The organism is Candidatus Rickettsiella isopodorum, assembly GCF_001881495.1.
Taxonomy (GTDB): Bacteria; Pseudomonadota; Gammaproteobacteria; order Diplorickettsiales; family Diplorickettsiaceae; genus Aquirickettsiella; species Aquirickettsiella isopodorum.
In genome coordinates this window covers 1-387 of record NZ_LUKY01000009.1, presented here as the reverse complement: position 1 = coordinate 387, position 387 = coordinate 1, and the positions used below count along the sequence as shown (strand labels likewise).

Genomic DNA, 387 nt, shown 5'->3' with positions numbered 1-387 from the left:
GATAGCCCTATATATCTGATTTTCGTGCTCCATTTCGATAGTTTCTCTGAAATTTAAAGGTTTTGCCTTTTTACCCCAAAGCGTATGATAAATCCAACTTAAAAATAGGGACTGGCTGTGGATCTCCGTATCATTAGCCGCGCTAGCTAAAAAATCAGAACCGGAATGAGAAAAATGATCACGAAAGGAAGGTAACAACGCACTAGAATTAGCCAATGGGGGGGGCTGTAATTTTGGTAGGGTTTGAAAAAAATCTCCAGAAACCACTTTATTCCAATTTTTAACCGTACTATTTTTTATTTTAGTTTGTCTTTTACGGCGTCCCACATCTTTTCTTTTATTTTTATTTTTTTTCTGATTCAGTTTTTTAGTATTCCGATACGATTT

Annotated in this window: 1 protein-coding gene; it reads right to left on the bottom strand. The window is 35.4% G+C overall.

The features are described from left to right. Nucleotides 1-387: hypothetical protein (locus A1D18_RS06760; protein WP_171910786.1), on the bottom strand; the 387-nt coding region annotated here is incomplete at both ends.